The sequence below is a fragment of the Winogradskyella sp. genome (assembly GCF_025210595.1).
Classification (GTDB): Bacteria; Bacteroidota; Bacteroidia; order Flavobacteriales; family Flavobacteriaceae; genus Winogradskyella.
Genome location: NZ_JAOARH010000132.1, coordinates 25436 through 41651 on the forward strand (window position 1 = coordinate 25436; position 16216 = coordinate 41651).

The 16216-nt window shown below is 33.1% G+C and carries 15 protein-coding genes; 8 read left to right on the plus strand and 7 right to left on the minus strand.

Annotation, left to right across the window (positions count from 1 at the left end):
• Positions 1-25 precede the first annotated feature (25 nt).
• Both N4A42_RS13205 and asnB read right to left on the minus strand, forming a co-directional pair.
• Complete coding sequence (locus tag N4A42_RS13205) at positions 26-1084, minus strand: cytochrome c peroxidase (RefSeq protein ID WP_294074874.1); 1059 nt, start codon at positions 1082-1084, stop codon at positions 26-28.
• Positions 1085-1159: 75 nt separating this feature from the next.
• Positions 1160-2821, minus strand: a complete 1662-nt coding sequence (gene asnB / locus N4A42_RS13210; RefSeq protein WP_294074877.1) for an asparagine synthase B — start codon at positions 2819-2821, stop codon at positions 1160-1162.
• A gap of 235 nt (positions 2822-3056) precedes the next feature.
• On the opposite strand from asnB, the gene N4A42_RS13215 reads away from it, so the two are divergent.
• A complete protein-coding gene (locus N4A42_RS13215) occupies positions 3057-3602 on the plus strand; it encodes a DUF2911 domain-containing protein (protein WP_294074880.1) in 546 nt (181 codons plus the stop codon).
• Positions 3603-3680: 78 nt separating this feature from the next.
• On the opposite strand, the gene N4A42_RS13220 is transcribed toward N4A42_RS13215, so the two are convergent.
• The gene (locus N4A42_RS13220; protein WP_294074883.1) at positions 3681-4280 is read right to left on the minus strand and encodes an HNH endonuclease; all 600 of its coding nucleotides are present in this window, start codon (positions 4278-4280) and stop codon (positions 3681-3683) included.
• Between the two features lie 110 nt (positions 4281-4390).
• Positions 4391-5023 carry a 7-carboxy-7-deazaguanine synthase QueE gene (locus tag N4A42_RS13225; protein ID WP_294074886.1) on the minus strand — a complete coding sequence of 211 codons (633 nt, stop codon included), beginning with the start codon at positions 5021-5023 and terminating at the stop codon, positions 4391-4393.
• A gap of 137 nt (positions 5024-5160) precedes the next feature.
• Between N4A42_RS13225 and N4A42_RS13230 the strand changes: the two genes are divergently transcribed.
• The 6 genes from N4A42_RS13230 (at position 5161) to N4A42_RS13255 (ending at position 10743) form a co-directional block, all read left to right on the plus strand.
• Positions 5161-6696 (plus strand): helicase HerA-like domain-containing protein, encoded by a 1536-nt coding sequence (locus tag N4A42_RS13230; protein WP_294074889.1) that lies wholly within the window; start codon positions 5161-5163, stop codon positions 6694-6696.
• Between the two features lie 76 nt (positions 6697-6772).
• The gene (locus N4A42_RS13235; RefSeq protein ID WP_294074891.1) at positions 6773-7330 is read left to right on the plus strand and encodes a hypothetical protein; all 558 of its coding nucleotides are present in this window, start codon (positions 6773-6775) and stop codon (positions 7328-7330) included.
• A gap of 36 nt (positions 7331-7366) precedes the next feature.
• A complete protein-coding gene (locus tag N4A42_RS13240; RefSeq protein WP_294074894.1) occupies positions 7367-8194 on the plus strand; it encodes an alpha/beta hydrolase in 828 nt (275 codons plus the stop codon).
• 9 nt (positions 8195-8203) lie between these two features.
• Positions 8204-8926, plus strand: coding sequence for an acetolactate decarboxylase (locus tag N4A42_RS13245; RefSeq protein ID WP_294074896.1), 723 nt, complete (start codon positions 8204-8206; stop codon positions 8924-8926).
• 24 nt (positions 8927-8950) lie between these two features.
• Positions 8951-9718 (plus strand): 23S rRNA pseudouridine(2604) synthase RluF, encoded by a 768-nt coding sequence (gene rluF, locus N4A42_RS13250; RefSeq protein ID WP_294074899.1) that lies wholly within the window; start codon positions 8951-8953, stop codon positions 9716-9718.
• 74 nt (positions 9719-9792) lie between these two features.
• Positions 9793-10743: a nuclear transport factor 2 family protein gene (locus tag N4A42_RS13255; RefSeq protein WP_294074902.1), complete on the plus strand. Its 951-nt coding sequence runs from the start codon at positions 9793-9795 to the stop codon at positions 10741-10743.
• A 39-nt stretch (positions 10744-10782) separates the two neighbouring features.
• On the opposite strand, the gene N4A42_RS13260 is transcribed toward N4A42_RS13255, so the two are convergent.
• From N4A42_RS13260 to N4A42_RS13270, 3 genes are all read right to left on the minus strand, one after another.
• Positions 10783-11667, minus strand: a complete 885-nt coding sequence (locus N4A42_RS13260) for a bifunctional 5,10-methylenetetrahydrofolate dehydrogenase/5,10-methenyltetrahydrofolate cyclohydrolase (protein WP_294074904.1) — start codon at positions 11665-11667, stop codon at positions 10783-10785.
• Between the two features lie 96 nt (positions 11668-11763).
• Positions 11764-13095, minus strand: a complete 1332-nt coding sequence (gene ffh, locus N4A42_RS13265; protein ID WP_294074906.1) for a signal recognition particle protein — start codon at positions 13093-13095, stop codon at positions 11764-11766.
• A gap of 253 nt (positions 13096-13348) precedes the next feature.
• Positions 13349-15634 (minus strand): hypothetical protein, encoded by a 2286-nt coding sequence (locus N4A42_RS13270; RefSeq protein ID WP_294074909.1) that lies wholly within the window; start codon positions 15632-15634, stop codon positions 13349-13351.
• Positions 15635-15733: 99 nt separating this feature from the next.
• Between N4A42_RS13270 and N4A42_RS13275 the strand changes: the two genes are divergently transcribed.
• A partial coding sequence (locus N4A42_RS13275; protein ID WP_294074912.1) for a sigma-70 family RNA polymerase sigma factor occupies positions 15734-16216 on the plus strand: 483 nt, incomplete at its 3' end.

Genomic DNA, 16216 nt, shown 5'->3' on the forward strand with positions numbered 1-16216 from the left:
TTTGTAATGAAATAGTTTATTTCTTCTAAAAAGGATCACTATACTTAGGGTTATTAATAAAAGTTGGATCTGTTAGTGTTTTAAGAAAAGCTACTAAATCGCTCTTTTCTTGCTGAGTTAGTTGTAAGCCTCCTCCATTTTGAATAAATACAAGTCCTAAATCAGTACCAGCAGATTGCTGCACGCCATTATTATAATGATCTACAACTTGCTCAAGTGTTTCAAATCGTCCATCGTGCATATAAGGAGCGGTTAATTCTATATTTCGAAGTGTAGGAACTCTAAAGGCACCAGTATCATTTATATTTTGAGTTACATTATATCTTCCTGGATCAAGAATGTCCTCATCTAAATCCAACCCATTGTTCATATACTGATTATTAGCAAAATTTGGTCCACCATGACATTTTACACAAAAAGCTCCTGAGTTTTGTGGATCTGTTGGATTAACTGGGTCAAAAAACAATTTTCTTCCTCGTTCTTCTGATGGAGAAAAAGTAGCCTCACCTGCCTGAACTTTATCATACTTACTATTATTAGAAACCAAAGTAATCATAAATTGCTCTAAAGCTAAACCTATACGCTCTTCAGTAATATCTTCTGAACCAAATACATCATTAAAACGATTTATATAATCTAATTGTCCTAATTTTTGAATTACATTTTCAATTGTTTCCTGCATCTCTAAAGGGTCTTGTATTGGTAATACAGCCTGATCTCTAAGTAGATGAGCGCGACCATCCCAAAAAAACTCATTATCATTCCAAGCTAAATTAATCACACCCATTGCTTGCCTATTACCAAGTAGACCATTTACTCCAATTGAAAATCTATTAGGATCACCAAACGCAAATTCTTGAATATGACATGAAGCACACGATATTGTGTTATCTAAGCTTAATGCTTTTTCATAAAACAAACGTCTTCCCAATTCTACTCCATCATGAGTTAAAATATTATCAGAAGGTAAGTTAGGAGCAGGTAATCCTTTGTGTTGTAATTTATAAACATCAGATCGTGTTGTTTCATCTTTATTGCAAGAAAAAACAAATCCTATAATGATTAAGAAAGCAATGTATCTCATCTCTATTTTTTTTCGAATATATAGAGCGAAAACATCAATGCTTATGACATAAATCAAAAAAAGAGTTTTTCTTAATTAATAAGCATCTTCATGTACTTTAGCTACAGCTCTACCTGAAGGATCATTCATTTCCTTAAAAGCTTCATCCCACTCTAAAGCAATTTTAGTACTGCATGCTACACTTGGTTCTTGTGGCACGCTTAAAGCAGCTGTATCACTTGGAAAGTGAGTTTCAAAAATGGTTCTGTAATAATATTCTTCTTTGTTTTGAGGTGTCTGTATCGGAAAACGGAAATGTGCATTTGCCATTTGTTCATCACTTATTTTCTCATCAACCAACGTTTTTAAGGTATCTATCCAACTGTAACCTACTCCATCGCTAAACTGCTCCTTTTGTCTCCAAACCACACTTTCGGGCAACATATCTTCAAACGCTTTACGTATTATCCATTTTTCCATACGTTCACTACTAATCATTTTATCATTTGGATTAATACGCATAGCAACATCTACAAACTCTTTATCTAAAAATGGTACACGCCCTTCAATTCCCCAAGCCGCTAAACTTTTATTAGCCCTTAAACAATCATACATATGTAACTTATTTAATTTACGTACAGTTTCCTCATGAAATTCCTGAGCGTTAGGCGCTTTATGAAAATATAAATAACCTCCAAATAATTCATCAGCACCTTCGCCAGATAGCACCATTTTAATTCCCATAGATTTGATAACCCTTGCCATTAAATACATTGGTGTACTTGCCCTAATAGTTGTTATGTCATAAGTCTCAAGCTGATAAATAACATCTTTAATAGCATCTAAACCTTCTTGTATAGTGAACTTTATTTCGTGATGAACTGTACCAATATGATCTGCCACTTTTTTTGCAGCTACTAAATCTGGCGAACCTTCTAATCCAACCGAAAAACTATGCAACTGTGGCCACCAAGCCTGTTCTTTATCATCTGCCTCAATACGACGTTGCGAATATTTTTTTGCAATAGCAGAAGTGACCGAAGAATCTAAGCCACCAGACAACAATACTCCATAAGGCACATCACTCATTAATTGCCTATACACAGCATCTTCTAGCGCTTGCCTTACCTCAGTAACACTGGTTTCACTATCTTTTACAGCATCGTAATCTTCCCAATCTCGCTTGTACCACTTTACCAACTTTTCATCTTCACTACTCATATAATGACCAGGAGGAAACAACTCTATTTTTGTACAAACCCCTTCAAGTGCTTTTAATTCTGAAGCCACATAAAAAGTACCATGCTTGTCCCAACCCATATACAAAGGAATAATTCCCATATGATCTCGAGCAATAAAATATTCATCTTTTTCAACATTATAAATAGCGAAACCAAAAATACCATTCAAATCATCTAGAAAGTGAGACCCTTTTTCTTTATAAAGCGCAAGAATAACTTCACAATCACTTTTAGTCTGAAACTCATAATCTGAAAATTGTGCTCTCAATGCTCTATGGTTATAAATCTCTCCGTTTGCTGCCAAAATGAGATTTTTATCTTCACTAAATAAAGGCTGTTTTCCAGAAGCTGGATCCACAATTGCTAAGCGCTCGTGAGCCATAATAACTTTATCATCGCTATATATACCACTCCAATCTGGTCCGCGATGACGAATGGTTTTTGCCATTTCTAAAATCTGAGGTCTTAATATTTCTGACTTTTGCTTCACATCAAACGCACATACTATTCCGCACATAACTATTTATTTTTATTATTAATTACGATACAAATATGACTATAAGCTTTTATATTATTAACAACAAATGCTATAATGATTTTAATTTAAAACTTAAAACCTTTAATTATCTTGATATTAAAACTTAAACCACCTCTATTCTTCTATTTAACTTTTAATCTGTAAACTTTAGGATTTATTTTCGACCGTTAGATCAATTAAAAACTAATTTTACTACAACTAAAAATCAAAAAACATGAAAACAACACGACTAATTTCAGCCATTGCTTTTGCTTTTACATTGCTTCTATCTTTTAATGCTGAAGCTCAAAAATTTTCAGAATTAGATAAAAGCCCTATGGATGCTTCTTCTTACCCTAGCAATTACAAAGAATCTAACAAACTGATTAAGATTGTTTACAGTAGGCCTCAATTAAAAGGTAGAGAGGTTTATGATTTGGCTAAACCAGGAAAAGTATGGAGACTTGGCGCAAACGAAGCTGCTGAACTTAATGTATACACTGACATGGAATTAAACGGAACAAAAATTGAAAAAGGCACATACACTGTTTATGCAATTCCAGGTGAGAAGGAATGGACAATTATTGTAAGCACAGACCTTAATGTTTGGGGAAGTTACTTTTACGATGAAAAAAATGATGTAGCTAGAATAACTGTACCAACAAGTGAAGGAAGCAAATCACTAGAAGCTTTCTCTATTGCATTTAAAAAGTCTGATGACGGCATACATATGCACATGGGTTGGGGAACTGTTAGAGTTGCAGTCCCTTTTAAAAAATAACACTTTTAATTAAAGCCTCCTTTATAAAAAGCCTAGTTATATTTAAACATAACTAGGCTTTTCTTTCTTTTAACAAATTTAAAGTGAAGGAATATCACCCCAATTTTCACCTGTTTTAATACGCTGTAATTGCATGGTTGAAATTCCAAATCGTTTAGCAATAATTTTTAACCGTGTACGACGGTTAGGATCATTTAGCATTTTTTTAATAAGTCTTACATTGTTTTCTGTAAGCTTCGAATAAGGCCGCTTTTGGTTTTCTTTAGACGCAATAAAAACAGGGTTTTCCCATTGATGCAATTCCTTTTCTCTCTTAGTTGCCCATTTTAGATTTCTAGCCTCATTATTAAGCTTATCATAATCTAAATGAATAACATAAACAGCATCTTCTGGCTGTTCTAAAAAAGTTTGCGCAACCAACTTATGAAGATAATAGCCTTTGTATTTATACTTCATATAACCTCGATACAATTTCCTCTCTGTAGTTTTTACCTTAATATGAGGATATTTATTAAGAAGGTAAGGCTTGTAAATTTTAGGTTCGTCATCAATTAATTTCACTAATCTTCCATAATTAGAAATATAAATTATTTCTGTTGGAAGGATACTGTCCTCTTCGGGAAACGCGATTATTTTCCACGCTTCGCCACGATAGTTTTTAACATTTTCAAAGATCATTTTATAGGGTTTTTAAGTAATTAATTAGGGTTTCTTAAGTACTTAGAGCTTGTTAAAACAAGCTAAATAATAATAGGAATATAATAAATCTTAGGCGTAATTTTAAATTATTAAGGAATATTTAAATATTTGTGTGTTTGTAGAGACACTTTCCATTTAGGGTTTACCATAACATAATCAACTATTTGAGGTATCATTTTTTCACGCTTACTCCATTCTGGTTGTAAATACAAAATGCAATCTTTATTTACTTTTGCAGCCTGTTCTTCGGCAAACTTAAAATCATCTTTGTTGTAAACAATACATTTAAGCTCGTGTGCTTTTTGATAAATTTCTTCGGTAGGTAATTTTACTTTCTTAGGTGATAAGCATATCCAATCCCACTGCCCTGTTAACTTATAAGCTCCAGAAGTTTCAATATGTGTTTGCACACCTTTAGCCTTTAGTTGCTCTGTTAAGGGCTCCATATTCCATGTTAAAGGTTCACCACCTGTCACTACAATAATATCGCTATACTTTACTGCATTTTCAACAATTTTAATTGTTTCTGTTGCAGGATGCAATTCTGGGAGCCAACTTTCTTTAACATCGCACCAATGACAACCTACATCACAACCTCCAATCCTTACAAAATAAGCCGCTGTTCCTTTATGATAGCCTTCTCCCTGAATGGTATAAAACTCTTCCATTAAAGGCAGAAGTAATCCTTCATCTATCAATTTTTGTTTTTCTCTTTTTGTCATAGCTAGCAAATATATCAATAAGTCTTCAGTATTCCCCTGTTAGTACTGCTAAAGTAGCAATATAAGCACCTTCAATAGATGAATTCAATTTTATACTATCTTAAAATTACACTATTTTTATGCAAATTTTTTGACCGATGAGTAATTCTGAAAAATTCATACATGATATCACCGAAGGCAACACTTTTAAAGGCGACTTTATCACTCTAGGTGCTGCAATGTTAGATGGAGAAACAAAAACCAATGCTTATGTAAATGTACCACTAAAAACCATGAATCGTCATGGATTAATTGCTGGTGCTACAGGTACAGGAAAAACCAAAACTTTACAAATTTTAGCAGAAAACTTATCAGAAAAAGGAGTTCCTGTTTTATTAATGGATATAAAAGGAGATTTAAGTGGCTTAGCAAAACCTAGTCCTGGACATCCAAAAATCGATGAACGTCATCAAAAAATAGGCTTACCTTTTGATGCTAAATCTTTTCCTGTTGAAATCATGACACTTTCAGAACAAGACGGAGTAAGATTACGTGCCACTATAAGTGAATTTGGCCCTGTCTTAATTTCTAGAATTTTAGGTGTTACCGAAACCCAAGCAGGTATTATTTCAGTAATATTTAAATATTGCGATGATAATAAATTGCCTCTTCTAGACTTAAAGGACTTTAAGAAGATGTTGCAATACGCAACTAACGAAGGCAAAAAGGAATTTGAAGAAGCTTATGGTCGTATTTCAACAGCTTCAACAGGTGCCATCTTAAGAAAGCTTATAGAGATTGAACAACAAGGTGGTGATTTGTTCTTTGGAGAAACCTCTTTTGACACACAAGATTTATTACGAATAGATGAAAATGGTCGTGGTTATATCAATATAATAAGATTAACAGACATACAAGATAAGCCTAAATTGTTTTCGACCTTTATGTTAAGCTTATTGGCAGAAATCTATTCTACATTTCCAGAACAAGGAGATAGTGGAAGACCAGAACTGGTTATGTTTATCGATGAGGCACATTTAATTTTTAACGAAGCCTCAGATGCTTTGTTAAATCAGATAGAAAGCATTGTTAAACTTATACGTAGTAAAGGTGTTGGCTTATATTTTGTAACTCAAAACCCTACTGATGTTCCTGAAGCTGTTCTTGGGCAATTAGGCTTAAAAGTGCAACATGCCTTAAGAGCTTTTACAGCAAAAGACAGAAAAGCTATTAAATTAACAGCTCAAAATTATCCAGATACTGAATACTATGATACTGCTGATGTTTTAACTTCTTTAGGAATTGGAGAAGCATTAGTTTCTGCGTTAGACGAAAAAGGAAAACCAACACCATTAGCAGCTACTATGATGCGAGCTCCTATGAGCCGAATGGATATTTTAACCGAAAGTGAGCTTAGTAACTTATTAGCACAGTCTCAATTAGCAAAAAAATACAATCAAGAGGTTGATAGAGAGAGTGCTTATGAAATGCTAAATAAAAAAATTGAACAAGCTGAAGCTGAAGAAGCAAAACGGAAAGCAAAAGAAGAAAAAGAGGCTCTTAAAAAAGCGGAAAGCAAAAGAAAATCTAGCTCTAGAAGACGTAGTAATAGACAAAACCCTATTGTAAAGGTACTTTCTAGCCCAACTGTAATTAGAAGTGTTTTAGGAATTTTAACCAAAATGCTTAAATAATTTAACCCTAAATCAAAATCACATTCAGAATATCTACGTTTTGAGGTTCTGAAAATTATTCAGTAAAAACAAACACATGAAAAACATTTTTTTTGCACTCATAACTTGTGCAATACTTATAACTAGTTGCAATACAGATAAAGCGTCTAATCCTTTTTTAGTTGAAAAACATCATATTGGTTTACTTACAGATTCTACCAAAGTTAAAGACCTTGATGCTGTTTTTATTAACGATTCCGTAGTACGATACATTGCTGGCGATGAGTTTACCGGCTCTGTTAATACTATTGAAGTTTTTGAGAAAGGCGGCAAAAAACTTTTGGATTTATCACCTAAAGAAGCTTTAGATTCTACCTCTCTTATTTCAAGTGTAAGAATTATTGACGAGCGCTACAAAACCAAAAAGAACATCTCTAAACTAAGTACTTTTAAGGATATTAAAGAAGCTTATAAAATTTCAAAAATTCATAATTTAATTAATACCATTGTTGTATCAGTTAATGAAATTAATGCCTCTTTTACTATTGATAAAAAAGAATTACCTAGTGGATTAAGGTTTGATATGGATGCTAGTATTGATGCTATTCAAATTCCAGATCAGGCTAAAATTAAATTCTTTATGGTGCATTGGTAGAGTGAAGGTATTAAGAAAACTAAGAAGATTAAACGCATGAGTACTTTAGTAATAAAATCAATAGGTAGAGCATTAAATGCAACGAGCATAATTTCTTCTAAATACGCTTCTAAAAAAGCTTTAAATTTATTTGCTTCACCACGTAAAGGACGCTATACAGAAAATCAAAAAAAACTGGTAAGCTCTGCATTATTTAAAGAGCTCACTTACGATAATCTAAAAATTGCTACCTACCACTGGCAAGGCAACGGAAAAACAGTTTTGTTAGCCCATGGCTGGGAAAGTAATGTTTCGCGTTGGCAATATATTTTAGAAGACTTAAAAGCTCAAGATTACAATATTATAGCCTTAGACGCTCCAGCTCATGGTAGCTCTGATGGTAAACTATTTAATGCTGTTTTATATTCTGAATTTATTAATGTTGTTGCACAAAAATTTAAACCTGAAGCCATAATAGGACACTCTGTAGGCGGAATGGCAACAGTATTTTTTATGCACAATTACCAATTAGCTTCAGTAAAAAAAATGATATTATTGGGAGCGCCTGCACATTTTACAGGTGTATTTACAAGATATAAATCTATGATGGGCTACAACAAACGGATTTCTAACGGATTAGACAACATAGTTTTAGAACGATTTGGAAAACCTGTAGATTACTTTTCAGCAGCAAATTTCACAAAATTAATTGAAGCAAAAGGATTAATTATTCACGATAGAAAAGACAAAATCATTCCTTTTGAAGACGCACTTCTTTTTGCTAATCGCTATAAAAATTCTGAGCTCATAGAAACACAAGGTTTTGGTCATGGTTTAAAAGACACATCATTGACACCTAAAATTATTGAGTTTATAAATCGGTAGTTACTAATTATGCTAAATAACAAACTAGTTTTCATCCTTTTAGCTCTTATTTGTTTTAATTGCAAATCAAATAAGGAAGAACAGCAAAACATTACTTATTCAGATGTTGTTAGTGTTGCTGCAATGAAAGACGTGATGTGGAAAGGCGAGTTGTACGGAAAAATACAATTAGACACTATTAATCCTAAAAAAGGACTTTACGGTCTTGGCCCTGAAGCTTATTTACGTGGTGAAATAGTTATCAATAACGGAAAAACTTATGTCTCTCGAGTACTTACAGACTCTACAATGACTGTAAAAGAAATTAAAAACGCTAAAGCACCATTTTTTGTGTATGCTAATGTCAATGACTGGAACAAAATCAAACTGCCAAGTTCTGTAAAATCTATAAAAGAACTAGAAGCTTTTATTGACAGTAAAACTAAAGATAAAAAACGACCGTTTGCATTTAAACTAGAAGGCAGTGTTTCAAAGGCTATAATTCATATTCAAAATTTACCAAAAGAAACTAGAGTTTCTTCACCAAAAGAAGCACACCAAGGACAAACTAACTATACATTAGAGAATGAAAACACAGAAATAATTGGCTTTTTCTCAACACAGCACCAAGGTGTTTTTACGCATCACGATTCCTTTTTACACATGCATCTTATCACTAAAAACGAAAAGAAAATGGGACATTTAGATGATGTTATTTTTAATGAAATGTCATTGTTATTACCAAAGTCCTAAAAGACTTTATTGTATTTTTGCCCTATGTCAGAAGATTTAAAACGCCTTAATAAATATCTCAGCGAAGCTGGTTACTGCTCTCGTCGCGAAGCTGACCGCTTAATTGATGCTGGTCGTGTTACAATAAACGATGCTGTACCAGAAATGGGCACAAAAGTAGCTACTAATGATATTGTAAAAGTTGATGGTGAAATTATTGGCGAACGAAAACAAGACTTTGTTTATTTAGCTTTCAATAAACCCGTAGGTATTGTATGTACTACAGATACTCGAGTTGAAAAAGACAACATTATTGATTACATCAATTATCCTAAACGCATTTTTCCTATTGGCCGTTTAGACAAACCAAGTGAAGGTTTAATCCTCTTAACAGATGATGGAGATATCGTTAACAAAATTCTTCGTGCAAGCAACAATCATGAAAAAGAATATATTGTTACTGTAGATAAACCCATTTCCCAAACTTTTATAGAGCGAATGGCAGGCGGTATTTATATTGAAGAACTGAAACAACGTACCAAAAAATGCAACGTTAAAAAAGTAGATAAATATACCTTTAGCATTGTTTTAACTCAGGGTTTAAATCGCCAAATACGTCGTATGTGCGATTATTTAAACTACGAAGTACAGACTCTAAAACGTGTTCGTATAATGAATATAAAGCTAGATACTCCTATTGGAAAATATCGCGAACTTAGCAAAGAAGAGTTTAAAACACTAAGCGAACTTATAAGCGACTCTAAAAAAACTTTCGACCCAAATCATAAGCGTCAAAGAAAAAGCAGACGTTAATTATATGCTAATTAACAACATAGTTGACTGATTGGTTTTTAACTTTAAAAATACTAACCAATTACACAACTACTATGAAATTAATCATTACACTTGTCTTTTTTATTTCAGCATTTAGTTTTTCACAGAATGATTATTCGATTTCAGACACTAATCCTTATGGATTACCAAATCCTGAAGCACCAGAACAAATCAAAGATTTTGAAGGTTTAATAGGAAAATGTAATTGCAAGTCTGTTACCAGAAAACAAGATCAAACTTGGGCAGAACCTGTAGATATGACCTGGGAATGGAAGTACATAATGAATGGTATGGCTGTGCAAGACGAAACCATAAAAGCAGATGGAAAACACTCTGGCAGTATTCGTCAGTTTATTGCAGACAGTAGTAAATGGTATGTACATTACTATTCATCTAATCTACCTTCAACATCATTACCAACTTGGGAAGGAGAAAAAAAAGACAACGGAAATATTGTGTTATATCGTGACCAAAAAGCACCAAATGGCATGGAAGGCTTTTACCGATTAACATTCTACGATATTAGTGATTTAGGCTACAAGTGGGTTGGGGAATGGGTTGACAAAACAGAAAAAGTTGTATTTCCGACATGGAAAATTGATTGTAAAAAGAACACTAACAATGATTCAGATATAGGTGTTATAAAGAAAAACACACTAGCGTTTTCAAAAGCTTATATGGATGGAGATATTAATGCCTTGGTAAACATGTATACCGAAGACGGAAAGATATTTCCTAACAACAGAAAAATAATGTCTGGCAAAAATGATTTATCATCGTATTGGACCATTCCGGAAGGTGTGGACGTTCTATATCACAAAGTCACTCCAGATGAAATACATATTGAAAATGACACTGCATACGATTATGGCTATTACGAAGGCAAAACATTAACCAAAGATAAAAAAGAAGTGTCTTGGCAAGGCAAATACCTTATCGTTTGGAAAAAAGTTAATGATGATTGGAAAATTTATCTAGACATTTGGAATAACGTCGCTAAATAATTCTATCCAGACTTTATCTGCAAACCCTTTAGAGGTTAATTAACCTCTATTTTTTCTATGGCGTTCTCTAGCTATTAGAGTATTCTTTAGAAGCATGGCAATAGTCATAGGACCTACTCCACCAGGAACAGGAGTAATAAAACTTGCTTTTTTACTCACATTTTCAAAATCAACATCACCTGTAATATGATAGCCTTTTTCAGAATCATCAGGAACACGAGTAATACCAACATCAATAATAACAGCATCGTCCTTAACCATTTCAGCCTTTAAGAAATTAGGTATACCCAAAGCCGAAATCACTATATCTGCTTGTGATGTAATTTGAGTAATATTTTTAGTATGGCTATGCGTTAGAGTTACTGTAGAATTACCAGGAAACCCTTTACGTCCCATTAAAATACTCATTGGGCGACCAACAATATGAGAACGACCAATAACAACAGTATGCTTTCCTTTAGTTTCTACTCCATAACGATCAATAAGCTCTAAAATACCAAATGGTGTTGCTGGTATGAAAGTAGACATATCTAATGACATTTTACCAAAATTAGTAGGATGAAAACCATCAACATCTTTATCTGGATGTACAGCCATTAAAACTTTTTGAGTATTTATTTGTGGTGGAAGAGGTAACTGAATAATAAAACCATCTATATCATCATTATTATTTAATTCTTCAATAGTATCTAACAATTCAATTTCGCTAGTTGTATTAGGTAGACGCACCATTGTAGATTCAAAACCAACACGTTCACAAGCTCTTACTTTACTTCCTACATAAGTTAAACTCGCTCCGTCATTACCTACAATAACAGCTGCAAGGTGAGGCACTTTTTCGCCATTAGCCTTCATTTTATCAACTTCGGCTTTTATTTCCTCTTTTATATCCTTACTTGTTTTTCTTCCGTCTAGTATTGTCATAATTCAGTATTGAGTCTGCAGTATTGAGTCTGCAGTAATTATAATTTTGTTGTTCTTTTTTGACTGCCAACTGACGACTGCCAAACTGCTAATTACTTACCTTGGCATATTTTTCATAGCTTGCATCATGCGCTTACCGCCTCCGCCTTGCATCATCTTCATCATTTTACTCATTTGAGTAAACTGTTTTAGCAACTGGTTAACTTCTTGCACAGATGTTCCTGAACCTTTTCCTATACGTTTTTTACGACTTGCATTAATTATAGAAGGGTTAGCACGCTCTGCTGGTGTCATAGAATGAATAATTGCTTCAATACCTTTAAACGCATCATCATCTATATCTATGCCTTTCATCATTTTACCAGCACCAGGAATCATACCTATTAAATCCTTCATGTTACCCATTTTCTTGATTTGTTGAATCTGCTTTAAGAAATCATCAAACCCAAACTGGTTTTTTGCAATTTTCTTTTGAAGTTTTCGTGCTTCTTCTTCATCAAATTGTTCTTGAGCACGCTCAACAAGAGACACCACATCACCCATTCCCAAAATACGATCTGCCATACGAGATGGGTAGAATACGTCTATGGCTTCCATCTTTTCACCAGTACCAATAAACTTAATTGGCTTATTAACTACCGATTTAATAGATATAGCAGCACCACCTCTGGTATCACCATCTAATTTGGTAAGAATAACACCATCAAAATTTAAAATATCATTGAAGGCTTTTGCAGTATTTACAGCATCTTGACCTGTCATAGAATCCACAACAAACAAGGTTTCTTGTGGCTGAATAGCTTTATGGATATTAGAAATTTCGGTCATCATAGCTTCATCAACAGCCAAACGACCAGCAGTATCTATAATTACCACATTATGGCCATTAGCCTTTGCATGAGCTATACCTGCTTGTGCAATAGCAACCGGATCATTATTTCCTTTATCACTATAAACCTCAACATTGATTTGATCTCCTACAACATGAAGCTGATCTATCGCAGCAGGACGATACACGTCACAGGCTACTAATAAAGGTTTTTTTGTTTTTTTATTTTTAAGATAGTTAGCAAGTTTACCAGAAAACGTTGTTTTACCAGAACCCTGTAAACCAGACATTAAAACTACAGATGGATTTCCTGAAAGATTAATTCCTTCTGCATCACCTCCCATAAGCTCAGTTAACTCGTCTTTAACGATCTTAACCATTAACTGACCTGGCTGAAGTGTCGTTAATACATTTTGACCTATTGCTTTTTCTTTTACTTTTTTAGTAAATTCTTTAGCAATTTTAAAGTTAACATCGGCATCTAAAAGCGCACGTCTTACTTCTTTTAATGTTTCGGCAACATTAACTTCTGTAATACTACCATGACCTTTAAGTACGTGTAACGCTTTATCTAACTTATCACTTAAATTATTAAACATAATCTTTATCTCTTTTTGAAGTTGCAAATTTAAGAATTTACAAGAGATAAACGAATACTTTATATGATTCTGAATTCAAAATCAAAAAGATTCTACCCTTTAGCAGAATTAATTACCTAACAATTTTAATATGCTTACAAGCTTTTAAAAATTATGTTTCGCTAAAAAAAGAAAAGAGCTACCCAGCGGACGGCAGCTCTTTTCACCAACTTAAACTTACTAAATTACCAACTAATAAGTGGTTCGTTATATATTATTCACAGTTTTGTTCTAAAACCAAAATATCATCTCCTCTATGTAATTGCAAACGATCTTCTTCGCATTCAACAACCAACCAATCACCTATTATAGCCTGAATGTTTGGCCCAGAAATATTAGAAAATGTTACCACAACACCATCATCTGATTGCGATGTTGACCATGTTGCATCTATTGTAGAGGTATCATTGTAAATCACTACAATTTGGCTATTCGGTTCAAAATCAAAATTCCAATTCATTAAATTATCACTACCATTGTAGTTTACAGCATTCCAAATACACTCTACTAAAAACCCATCTACATCTTCTTCTGAGCAACTCACAGAACAATCTTCTACAATTAAAGTGTGTGAGAAAATCTCGTAAACATTTGGATTTCCAGCCAGAGCAACTCTAGAGTAAATAGTTTGTTGGTAAGCAATTGTATTAACAAAAGGACTAAGCAAAGCATCAACTTCTGTCTCAGCATCAACTATTGTTGAATAAAAATAATAGACTACATCATCATTAGGGCAATTATCGAAAATAAGATTTAGATCAAAAACTCCAAATCCATCTGCGACTCCATCTTCCTGATCACAGACCGTAAGATCGTAATTACCAAAACACTCAAAATAATTACATTCTTCTGTGTTGAGATATACTGTAAAGATTTCAAAATTTCCACTATCTGATTCTATTCTCAAATAAACTTCTCCTGATACTGACCAATATGATTCTGTCTGTATAATTGCACTAACATTGGCTTCTGCATCTGCTAAACTAACATGAAAAGATGGTGTAAAATTATATTGACAATCTATTAAGCCTATAGTATTTGCGCTAAGGTTAAATTCTGCTTCATTATTTTCACCTAAACATTCTACTAATTCAAAATCTTCAAAGCAATCAAAAACTTCATCTTCTTGTACTTCACACTCTTGTTCTAGCACCAACTCTTCTTCATCAAAAACAAATGTTATCCTATCCTCTTCACACTCTACAACTCTCCATTCTACAGATATAGCTTCATAATTACCTGGTAAATCTAAAATTAGAAACACACCTGTATTACCTAATACAATTTCCCATGTTCCTGTTAGCTGATTTCCGTTATCATAACCAACATTTACTATTCCGTCTTCATAAAAAAACAATGGACCACTATAATTTGGACTTAACAAACTTGTCCCCATCCACCATTTACATTCTTGTAAGTTAAGGGCTATTTCTTGTGCTGTACAGTCTAAATCATCTTCACATTCTTGTTCTAACTCAACTACAACTAATTGCCCATCTATTTCTTGTTTAAGAACTAATTCGTCTTCATCACATTCATACACAATCCAACTTCCGTTCATCTCTTCAATTTCATCTAAATCTGAAATTACAATTTCTACATAACCTTCATTACTTATGGACGTATTCCAATTCCCATCAATATATTGTGCTGTAACTCCATTTATCACATTTATAGTTCCATCTTCTAAGAAATGAAAAGCAAAATTTTGCAGATGGTCATCTCCATTATACGTTTCTACAATCCAATAACATTCCTGCAAATACATTTCAACATCCTCAACTTCGCATTGATCTTCTCCATTATCTTCACAATCTTCTTCAGCGGTTTCTATAGCCTCTGCTAATTCTTGATTAGAATTCACCTCTATAGTTGCACCATTGACATACTCTAATGTTACTGGGTAATTTAAACTTACAATTAAGATATTCTCTTCTTCTTCAAGGTTTTCTAAAAAGCTAAATAAAGCCTCATCACTTTCTATTGTAACAGTATCTACTATATTAAAGCTTGAATTAAATACTGAAAATGAAATAGGATATACAAAATCTACACACTCAACAACTTCATTCTCTTCAATTTCACAATCTTCTATAAAATCTTCGAGTTGATCTTGGTTTTCTATAATAACCTCTGTATAATCATTAAAAATTATTGTAATCGGAAAAACAAAATCTAAAAAATCTTCATCATCTTCATACATTTCAAACATCTCTTCTAAACCCTCTATATTTTCTATAGTTTCAATTACAATTGTTACATCACCAACTATTATAGTGACAGGTAATTCAATTGAAAAACAATCAGAATTATCTAAAATATTATCGTAAGATCCATCATTTGCTGTAACATAAGACATAGCCCTTGCTAACTGAGAGTCTGGCTGTATAACTTCTTGGTCTTCTGGATTATTAACATCTGATGCTTCTTCTTGACAAGCAAAAAATGTTAAAAACACAAAAAAAGAAAATAATAACAACTTGTTGATTTTCACTTTCATATCATTGGAGCATTATGGTTTTTATTATATAACAATAATAGTTTTATTTTTCCTACCTAGGCTATATAAAATTTATTTATAATTTGCAGAGCGATAATTATGAGCCAACCCATCCAAGATCATATTTGCGAAGAGCACTTATTTGAGCGTTTGTACAAAAAGCACTCAAAAAACTTGCACGATTTTTTGTATTACAAATTTGGTGAGCATCTAAATCCTAAAGATAAAGTACAGGAAGCTTTTATTAAACTTTGGCAAAATTGCGGCAAAGTTTCACCAGAAAAAGCAAAAAGTTTTTTGTTTACAACTGCAAATAACTTAATGTTAAATGCTGTTGCACACCAGAAGGTTGTGCTAAAACACGAAAAAACACCGCAGAAACACTCCACTAATGAATCGCCAGAATTTATAATGCAAGAAAAGGAGTATCATCAAAAACTGCAAAATGCTATAGCAAATTTAACTGAAGCACAACGTGTTGCTTTTTTAATGAATAGAGTTGAAGGAAAACGCTTTAAGGAAATTGCGGCACTTTTAGACATATCTACTAAAGCTGTTGAAAAACGGATTTATGGTGCATTA

Bases quoted from the DNA above. Each gene is read 5' to 3' on its own strand.
- N4A42_RS13205 (WP_294074874.1), bottom strand. From the start codon at position 1,084: ATGAGATACATTGCTTTCTTAATCATTATAGGATTTGTTTTTTCTTGC.
- asnB (WP_294074877.1), bottom strand. From the start codon at position 2,821: ATGTGCGGAATAGTATGTGCGTTTGATGTGAAGCAAAAGTCAGAAATA.
- N4A42_RS13215 (WP_294074880.1), top strand. From the start codon at position 3,057: ATGAAAACAACACGACTAATTTCAGCCATTGCTTTTGCTTTTACATTG.
- N4A42_RS13220 (WP_294074883.1), bottom strand. From the start codon at position 4,280: ATGATCTTTGAAAATGTTAAAAACTATCGTGGCGAAGCGTGGAAAATA.
- N4A42_RS13225 (WP_294074886.1), bottom strand. From the start codon at position 5,023: ATGACAAAAAGAGAAAAACAAAAATTGATAGATGAAGGATTACTTCTG.
- N4A42_RS13230 (WP_294074889.1), top strand. From the start codon at position 5,161: ATGAGTAATTCTGAAAAATTCATACATGATATCACCGAAGGCAACACT.
- N4A42_RS13235 (WP_294074891.1), top strand. From the start codon at position 6,773: ATGAAAAACATTTTTTTTGCACTCATAACTTGTGCAATACTTATAACT.
- N4A42_RS13240 (WP_294074894.1), top strand. From the start codon at position 7,367: ATGAGTACTTTAGTAATAAAATCAATAGGTAGAGCATTAAATGCAACG.
- N4A42_RS13245 (WP_294074896.1), top strand. From the start codon at position 8,204: ATGCTAAATAACAAACTAGTTTTCATCCTTTTAGCTCTTATTTGTTTT.
- rluF (WP_294074899.1), top strand. From the start codon at position 8,951: ATGTCAGAAGATTTAAAACGCCTTAATAAATATCTCAGCGAAGCTGGT.
- N4A42_RS13255 (WP_294074902.1), top strand. From the start codon at position 9,793: ATGAAATTAATCATTACACTTGTCTTTTTTATTTCAGCATTTAGTTTT.
- N4A42_RS13260 (WP_294074904.1), bottom strand. From the start codon at position 11,667: ATGACAATACTAGACGGAAGAAAAACAAGTAAGGATATAAAAGAGGAA.
- ffh (WP_294074906.1), bottom strand. From the start codon at position 13,095: ATGTTTAATAATTTAAGTGATAAGTTAGATAAAGCGTTACACGTACTT.
- N4A42_RS13270 (WP_294074909.1), bottom strand. From the start codon at position 15,634: ATGAAAGTGAAAATCAACAAGTTGTTATTATTTTCTTTTTTTGTGTTT.